A 7,985-nucleotide genomic window follows, 5' to 3' on the forward strand; every position below is an offset into this window, starting at 1 on the left:
CCAGGCATTGGTGGTGCTTGCTCGCAAGCTCTGCCGGGTGGCATTTGCCTTGATGAAAAATCAGAGCGAATACCAGCCGAAGCCTATGTTGCAGGGTTGCCCTGCAACATAGAATCTCCCACAAGGGGAAATTGGTGGGATTCGATTCGCGAACAGCTCGAATTGCCACGGCAAAGCCCTATAATGCGCGCCGGTTTTTGGGGTAATGGTCATGAGTACAGAAGATCCACGGTTTGCCGGCATCGCCCGTTTGTATGGCATCGAAGGCCTGGAGCGCCTGCGGGCGGCCCATGTGGCGATGGTCGGCGTCGGCGGTGTCGGTTCCTGGGCGGCGGAAGCCATCGCCCGTTGCGGCGTGGGCGAGATTTCGCTGTTCGACCTGGACGATGTCTGCGTGAGCAACGCGAACCGTCAGTTGCACGCCCTGGACAGCACCGTCGGCAAGCCCAAGGTCGAGGTCATGGCCGAGCGGTTGCGCGGGATCAACCCCGACTGCACGGTGCACGCGGTGGCGGACTTCGTTACCCGCGACACCATGGCCGAGTACATCACGCCGAACATCGATTGCGTGATCGACTGCATCGACAGCGTCAACGCCAAGGCCGCGCTGATCGCCTGGTGCAAGCGCCGCAAGATCCAGATCATCACCACCGGAGGCGCGGGTGGGCAGATCGACCCGACGCTGATCCAGGACTGCGACTTGAACCGTACGTTCAACGATCCGCTGGCCTCCAAGGTGCGCTCCACCTTGCGCCGCGACTACGGCTTTTCCCGCACCGTGACCCGCCACTACAGCGTGCCTTGCGTGTTCTCTACCGAACAACTGCGCTACCCGAAGCCGGACGGCAGCATTTGCCTGCAAAAGAGTGTTGTCGGTGACGGCGTCAAGCTCGACTGCGCGGGTGGGTTTGGCGCGGTGATGATGGTCACGGCGACGTTCGGCATGGTCGCGGCGACCAAGGCTGTGGATAAGATCGTGGCGGGGGTGCGACGGCCGGCGGATCGGGTCAAGCCCGGGCAGTAATGCAACGCTGCTCACTAAGGGAGTGGTGAACCTGTGGCGCGGGAGCTTGCTCCCGCTGGACTGCGCAGCAGTCCCCATTTTCATGAGCGCTTCGCACTCAAGCGGGAGCAAGCTCCCTCGCCACAGTTATTGCGTCAGCTCAAACATCCGCTTCAATACCGCATTCAAGCCATTGCTGCGCGACGGCGACAGCTGCCGCGACAACCCCAACTGATTGAACCAATCCGACAAATCCACCTGCTGCAACTCATCAGCGGACAAGCCATTGACCCGCGCCAGCAACAACGCCACCAACCCCCGGATCAACCGCGCATCGCTGCTGGCGGAAAACTGCCAGTGCCCGTCGTGCAAGCGACCCACCAACCACACCTGGCTCTCACAGCCGTGGACGAGGTTGGCCTCGCACTGGTCGGCGTCGCTCAGGGGCGGCAGGCGTTCGCCCCATTGCATCAGCAGACGGGCCCGTTGTTCCCAGCCGGAGGCTTCTCGGAAAATCTGCAACGCGGTGAGGGCGTCGGCGGGCAGGCTCATCGCAGCATCTCCAAGGCCTGGTCCAGGGCTTCGAAGAAACGTTCGAGATCGGCGGAGTCGTTGTACAGCGCCAGCGACACCCGAATCGCCCCGGACAGCTTCAAATGCTTGAACAGCGGCATTGCGCAGTGATGCCCGGCGCGCACGGCGATGCCTTGCTCGGTCAGCAGGTGCGCCAGGTCGGCGTTGTGGATACCTTCGACCACGAAGCTGACCAGGGCCAGGCGTGGGTTGCCGACCAGGCGCACGCCGTTGCGCGCCAGCAGGCCGCTAATCAAATAGTCGTGCAACGCTGTTTCATGGTCGATGACCGCTTGCCCGTCGAGACCGGACAGGTAGTCGAGTGTCGCCCCCAGGCCAATCACGCTGGCGATGGGCGGTGTGCCGGCCTCGAAACCCAGCGGCGCCGGGCGGAAGGTGGCGCTGTGGTAATCGGCTTGCTGGACCATTTCGCCGCCAAATTGCCAGTGACGCAGTTTGCTGAGCGCTTCGGTGCGACCGAACAACGCCCCCAGGCCTTCGGGGCCGTACAGCTTGTGACTGGAAAATACATAGAAATCGCAGCCCAGTGCCTCCACATCGTGGCGGCCATGGACGACACCCTGGGCGCCATCGATCACCGTCAGCGCATCTTGCGCCTTGGCCATCGCCAGCAATGCCGGCAATGGCTGCCAGGTGCCGAGGACGTTGGATAACTGGCTCACGGCCAACAAGCGCGTGCGCGGCCCGATCAGCTCGGCGGCGGCATTGGTATCGATCACCCCATCGGCATCCAGCGGCAGCACAACGAGCTTCAACGCGCGACGCTCGGCCAGTTGCTGCCAAGGCAACAGGTTGGCGTGATGCTCCAGGGCGCTGACAACAATTTCATCGCCAGGGTTGAACAGATGTTCCAGTCCGTAGGCGAGCAGGTTCAACGCCGAAGTGGCGCCATGGGTGAAAACGATCTGTCCGCAGTCCCTCGCGTTGAGCCATTGCGAAACCTTGAGGCGACTGTCTTCGAATGCCTGGGTGGCCAGCGCTCCGGGCAAATGTTGCGCACGGTGCACGTTGGCCGCGCCGTTGGCGTAATAGTGCGTCAGGGCGTCCAGCAGGGCTTGGGGTTTTTGCGTGGTGGCGGCGCTGTCCAGGTAGGTCTGGCCTTGCCGTTGCAGGGCGGCGATGGCCGGGAAGTCGGCGCGCCAAGGGGATTGGATCAACATGCTTTCGGGCCCTGCTGGAGTTACGCCGGACCCTGTGGGAGCTGGCTTTTTTTGTGGGAGCAAGCTTTGCTCCCACAAAAAAAGCTCGCCCCCACAGGTGAGGGAGTGAAGCTTAGTTGTGAGCGTGCAGTGCTTCGTTCAGCTCGATGGCCGACTTATGCGTCTTGCATTCCACTGCACCGGTTTCGGAGTTGCGGCGGAACAACAGGTCGGGCTGGCCGGCCAGGTCGCGGGCCTTGACCACTTTCACCAGTTGGTTGTTTTCGTCCAGCAGCTTCACTTTGGTGCCGGCGGTCACGTACAGGCCCGACTCCACGGTGTTGCGGTCGCCCAGCGGGATACCGATGCCGGCGTTGGCGCCGATCAGGCAGCCTTCGCCCACCTTGATCACAATGTTGCCGCCGCCCGACAGGGTGCCCATGGTCGAGCAACCGCCGCCCAGGTCCGAGCCCTTGCCGACGAACACGCCCGCCGAGACACGGCCTTCGATCATGCCCGGGCCTTCGGTGCCGGCGTTGAAGTTGACGAAACCTTCGTGCATGACCGTGGTGCCTTCGCCCACATAGGCGCCCAGGCGCAGGCGCGCGGCATCGGCGATACGCACGCCGGCCGGGACAACGTAGTCGGTCATTTTCGGGAATTTATCCACCGAGAACACTTCCAGCAGCTCGCCGCGCAGGCGGGCTTCGAGCTGGTGCTCGGCCAGTTCGGCCAGGTCGATCGCGCCCTGGCTGGTCCAGGCCACGTTCGGCAGCAGCGGGAAAATGCCGGCCAGGTTCAGGCCGTGGGGCTTGACCAGGCGATGGGACAACAGGTGCAGCTTGAGGTAGGCCTCAGGCGTGGAGCTCAGTTGGGCATCTTCGGCCAGCAGGGTGGCGACCAGTGGCTTGTGGCTTTCGGCCAGGCGGGTCAGCAGCTTGGCCTGCGCGGCATCGACGTTCCGGAGTGCCTCAGCCAATTGCGAGGCCTGGGCGGTGGTGAAGGTGATGGCCTGGTTGCCTTCGCTGTAGCCCAGGATCGGCGCGATAGCGGCAACGATCTCAGCCGACGGCTTGAGCATCGGCTGTGCGTAGAACACCTCCAGCCAGGCGCCTTCACGGTTTTGGGTGCCGACGCCGAAGGCCAGGCTGAACAGGGTAGTGGACATGAAATTACCTCTACAAAATGGACTGGGCAGGCTTACTTGATCTCTGCCGCATAAATATCTGGCTTGAAGCCAATCAGGGTTCGGTCACCGAGATCGAGCACCGGGCGCTTGATCATCGAGGGTTGGGCGAGCATCAGTTCGATGGCTTTCGTCTGGTCGAGATCGGCTTTGCGTTCGTCGTCGAGTTTGCGAAAGGTCGTACCGGCACGGTTCAACACCACTTGCCAGCCATGCTCGTCGCACCATTGGGTCAGGTGCTCACGGTCGATGCCGGCGCTCTTGTAGTCATGAAAATCGTAGTGCACAGCGTGATCATCGAGCCAGGTGCGCGCCTTTTTCATCGTGTCACAGGCTTTGATGCCGAAAAGGTGCAACGTTTTGCTTGAATCGGTCAAGGAACTGCCCCCTTTGCAGGTGCTGGAAATAAAAGGTGAAGGATTATGCCATGACCGGACGGTTTCGCGGCGGCCCAGGTTGATGCGCTGCAAAACCTGTGGGAGCGAGCTTGTGGGAGCAAAGCTTGCTCGCGATACCGGCGACACGGTTCAACTGCAACACTGTGCCATCGTTCATCGCGAGCAAGCTTTGCTCCCACAGGCTCATTCCACAGGGCAAGCTGCGACATTGGTACAACGGCCAGGCCCATGCTAGGCGGTTAATATGGCACTTCAACGGCGAGCTGTTGCCGGATGTGTAACGCTTATTGCGTTCGGAGCGAGGTGAAATCTGGAGTTGATCATTAGAGGCTGGGTCAGAGCGGAAGGTAAGCCTTCACACCGGTGATCACGCCTTGCATGTCTTCAGAGCCCAGGCGAGGAACAAAGTACTCTCGACCCTTGGATCGAGTCTTTCTGTGTAGCTTATCCAGACGTTCAAAACTCACGGTATAGATCATGTCGCACTTTACCCACAGTTCTTTGTAGCCATCGGACTGGAGGGGATTGGTGCGGAGCAGGTGATGCCAGTCCTGCTGAGTCTGTGGCGTTGTGGAGGAAATCGGTACCACGGTACAGAGCTTGCGACTATGTGTGACAGTGGGGGAGATCATCACCACCTTGCGGATCTTCAACATTTCAGGCGCAACAAAGCCCCGCGTGAAGTCGCAAAGAAGAACATCACCTTGCTTGGGATGGTAATAAAGAGGCATTCCTTATCCTCATGAAAAAGCAAAGCCGCCCGAAGGCGGCTTCAATCGACACGCAGTTGAGCTTGCTTCGCCCTTTCTGCGCCGCTGGGTCAACCCCGAGAGGGACCCAGACTCCTGCCAGCTCTCGCTGGTGACGGGGTCGATTATGGCTACCGGCGATAGCGAATTCAAGCCAGCTTGAACCCTCGTAACAGGGTTAAATGAGGTCTGTCGGTGTACAACGTTAGCGAAATCAAAGGCTTGGCGTTCGCGGTACGGTTTATGTCATTTCTTGTCTGAGCAGACAGATTGTCGTCTGTCAGACGCACCGAAGTTTCCGACAAGTTTTTAAGGTTGTCCGTCGGAAGCGAGGGCTCTAGCCTCTGGGTGTCGCTGCCAATTCAGCGACCGGACGTGAGAATCCGAACATCTCTAGGGGCACGGGCTTGTGCACAATCCAAGTGCAGGTCTTTACATCTTCAGCTCTAGGGAGCAAGCAATTCGATGAACAAAGAACCCCAAAATCCACCAAAACCTGCCTCCACCTTCCCTTACGGCGATTACGCCCCCGAAAAGCTGCAAGAAGCCGCTGACCGTGTGCTGGATCAATATCTCAAACCTGAGGACAGCAAGTCAGAACCCAAGCCCTCAGTGCAGTTATTCACTGTGGCTGACGGTATCGACACCGAAGTGTTGCTGGCCAACCTCAGCGAAACCCTGGCTTCGGCCAATGCGATGCTCAATGACCTTGCCTTCGATCAGGACGGCTCGCGACGGCATGTAGCGTTGGGGGTGGCGCAGATGATTGAGTTGGGGATGTTGCTGGCGAACAAGTGCCTGGATCGGGTAGAACTTCGGACTTGATGCAATAAGTGCCGGCCTCATCGCGAGCAAGCTTTGCTCCCACAGGATCTGGTGTCGATCACCTGTTTTGTGAACAACACCCATCCCCTGTGGGAGCGAGCTTGCTCGCGAAGACGTAGGCCCATCCAACATGAATGCAAGCTGAACCACCGCTTTCGCGAGCAAGCTCGCTCCCACAGGGTATTTGTGGTGCTCACAGATATGGGGGCGACACCAGCCCCCTGTGGCGAGGGAGCTTGCTCCCGCTGGGGCGCGAAGCGGCCCTGAAATCGGACAGCGCGGTATGTCAGGCAGATTGAGTTGACTGCTTCAGGGGCTGCTACGCAGCCCAGCGGGAGCAAGCTCCCTCGCCACAACAGCGCTTAGGCGTGAGCTTCTTCCTGCTCAGGCACCAACCGTACTTCCACCCTCTGACCCAACGCACGCGCTGCGCTGGCAAGTGTAGCCAGCGTCATTCCCGCATCGTTTTGATCCAGCGCACGATCAACAGCAGTGCGACTGGTGTGCATCCGCTGTGCCAAGGCCTTTTTGGTCACTTTCTGAAGCTTCATTGCTTCGGCAATCTGCCAGGCAATAACGCGTTTGAGCGAAACTGCGAAAACCTCTTCTGCGATGCCTTGCTCGGCGAGAAAGTCGTCAAAGTCAGATCCGATGTGCTTGTTCATTCTAAGTGACTCGGTCGGTATAGACGTTGTTGGGGCTGCTACGCAGCCCAGCGGGAGCAAGCTCCCTCGCCACAACAGCCCTCGATATGGCCATCAACCCCGACGCTGGATGAACGCGCGGATTCGCTCCGCCGCTTCCACGCATTCGGCCAATGGCGCGACCAGGGCCATGCGCACGCGGCCGGCGCCTGGGTTGACGCCGTCCACGTCGCGGGAGAGGTACGAACCTGGCACCACAGTCACGTGCTCCTGTTCGAACAGGTCACGGCAGAACGCTGCGTCGTCGCCCGCCACGTTCGGCCACAGATAGAAGCTGCCATCGGGACGTTGCACGTCCAGCACCGGGCTGAGGATTTCCAGCACCGCGGCGAATTTTTCCCGGTACAGCGCGCGGGTGGCGCGGACGTGCACTTCGTCGTTCCACGCGGCAATGCTTGCCAGTTGGGTTTGGACCGGCATCGCGCAGCCGGGGTAGGTGCGGTACAGCAGGAAGCCCTTGAGGATGTCCGCGTCGCCGGCCACGAAACCGGAGCGCAGGCCTGGCAGGTTGGAGCGCTTGGAGAGGCTGTGGAAGACCACGCAGCGCTTGAAGTCCTTGCGACCGAGTTCGACGCAAGCGGTGAGCAGGCCTGGCGGCGGGGTTTGTTCGTCGAAGTAGAGTTCGCTGTAGCACTCGTCCGAGGCGATGACGAAGTCATATTCATCCGCCAGGGCGATGAGTTTCTTCAGCACATCCACCGGGATCAGCGCACCGGTCGGGTTGCCCGGGGAGCACAGGAACAGGATCTGGCAGCGTTTCCAGATGTCCGGCGAGACGGCATCGAAATCCGGGTTGAAGCCGTTCGCGTCCAGGCACGGCAAGTAGTGTGGCTTGGCCCCGGCGAGGAACGCCGCGCCTTCGTAGATCTGGTAGAACGGGTTCGGGCTGACCACCAAGGCATCGTCGCCCCGGTTGACCACGGTCTGGGTGAAGGCGAACAGGGCTTCACGGGTGCCATTGACCGGCAGCACGTGGCGCGCCGGGTCGAGCCAGCCGCTTGGCACATTGAAGCGGCGCTCGCACCAGCCGGTGATGGCTTCACGCAGCTCCGGGATGCCGAGGGTAGTCGGGTACACGGCCATCTTTTCCAGATTGCTGGCCAGGGCCTCGGCCACGAAGCTTGGCGAGCGATGCTTGGGCTCGCCGATGGACAGAGCGATTGGGCGCTTGTCCGGGTTGGGGGTGACGCTGCCGAGCAGGGCGCGGAGTTTTTCGAACGGGTAGGGCTGGAGCTGGTTCAGAGCGTTGTTCATTGAGGGCCTCGTCAATGTGGGCGCGGTCCTTGCGGGAGCCGGGGTGGAGCGGCGTCTGGTGGGGGCCGGCGGCGCAGTAGGGTGGGTTAGCGCGCCAGGCCCGCCCACCGCGCGCCCCACGCGGGGGTTATTG

The 7,985-nt window shown here is 61.0% G+C and carries 9 protein-coding genes and 1 pseudogene; 3 read left to right on the top strand and 7 right to left on the bottom strand.

Features of this window, described 5'->3' with window-relative positions; all coding sequences use genetic code 11:
* Window positions 1-112 (top strand): annotated as a pseudogene (locus HGO40_RS29815) (IS110 family transposase); the annotation flags it as partial.
* 93 nt (window positions 113-205) lie between these two features.
* Window positions 206-1,024: a tRNA cyclic N6-threonylcarbamoyladenosine(37) synthase TcdA gene (gene tcdA / locus HGO40_RS29820; RefSeq protein ID WP_250965965.1), complete on the top strand. Its 819-nt coding sequence runs from the start codon at window positions 206-208 to the stop codon at window positions 1,022-1,024.
* 126 nt (window positions 1,025-1,150) lie between these two features.
* Here the strand turns inward: tcdA and HGO40_RS29825 are convergent, their stop codons facing one another.
* The 5 genes from HGO40_RS29825 to HGO40_RS29845 all read right to left on the bottom strand — a co-directional run bounded on the left by HGO40_RS29825 (window position 1,151) and on the right by HGO40_RS29845 (window position 5,051).
* Complete coding sequence (locus tag HGO40_RS29825; protein WP_250965966.1) at window positions 1,151-1,555, bottom strand: SufE family protein; 405 nt, start codon at window positions 1,553-1,555, stop codon at window positions 1,151-1,153.
* Complete coding sequence (locus HGO40_RS29830) at window positions 1,552-2,757, bottom strand: aminotransferase class V-fold PLP-dependent enzyme (protein WP_250965967.1); 1,206 nt, start codon at window positions 2,755-2,757, stop codon at window positions 1,552-1,554. The genes HGO40_RS29825 and HGO40_RS29830 overlap by 4 nt, the downstream gene beginning before the upstream one ends.
* A 112-nt stretch (window positions 2,758-2,869) precedes the next feature.
* Window positions 2,870-3,904, bottom strand: coding sequence for a 2,3,4,5-tetrahydropyridine-2,6-dicarboxylate N-succinyltransferase (gene dapD / locus HGO40_RS29835; RefSeq protein WP_186705492.1), 1,035 nt, complete (start codon window positions 3,902-3,904; stop codon window positions 2,870-2,872).
* A gap of 32 nt (window positions 3,905-3,936) precedes the next feature.
* Window positions 3,937-4,299, bottom strand: coding sequence for an ArsC family reductase (locus HGO40_RS29840; protein WP_284739268.1), 363 nt, complete (start codon window positions 4,297-4,299; stop codon window positions 3,937-3,939).
* Window positions 4,300-4,655: 356 nt separating this feature from the next.
* A complete protein-coding gene (locus tag HGO40_RS29845) occupies window positions 4,656-5,051 on the bottom strand; it encodes a type II toxin-antitoxin system PemK/MazF family toxin (RefSeq protein ID WP_250965968.1) in 396 nt (131 codons plus the stop codon).
* A gap of 483 nt (window positions 5,052-5,534) precedes the next feature.
* On the opposite strand from HGO40_RS29845, the gene HGO40_RS29850 reads away from it, so the two are divergent.
* Window positions 5,535-5,894 carry a DUF6124 family protein gene (locus HGO40_RS29850; protein ID WP_250965969.1) on the top strand — a complete coding sequence of 120 codons (360 nt, stop codon included), beginning with the start codon at window positions 5,535-5,537 and terminating at the stop codon, window positions 5,892-5,894.
* Between the two features lie 362 nt (window positions 5,895-6,256).
* Here HGO40_RS29850 and HGO40_RS29855 read toward each other — a convergent pair whose 3' ends face one another.
* A complete protein-coding gene (locus tag HGO40_RS29855) occupies window positions 6,257-6,559 on the bottom strand; it encodes a helix-turn-helix domain-containing protein (protein WP_250965970.1) in 303 nt (100 codons plus the stop codon).
* A gap of 93 nt (window positions 6,560-6,652) precedes the next feature.
* Entirely contained in the window at window positions 6,653-7,852 is a 1,200-nt protein-coding gene (gene dapC, locus HGO40_RS29860; RefSeq protein WP_250965971.1) for a succinyldiaminopimelate transaminase, read from the bottom strand.
* Between the last annotated feature and the right edge of the window lie 133 nt (window positions 7,853-7,985).

Source organism: Pseudomonas sp. CG7 (assembly GCF_023701885.1).
GTDB lineage: Bacteria > Pseudomonadota > Gammaproteobacteria > Pseudomonadales > Pseudomonadaceae > Aquipseudomonas > Aquipseudomonas zanjanensis.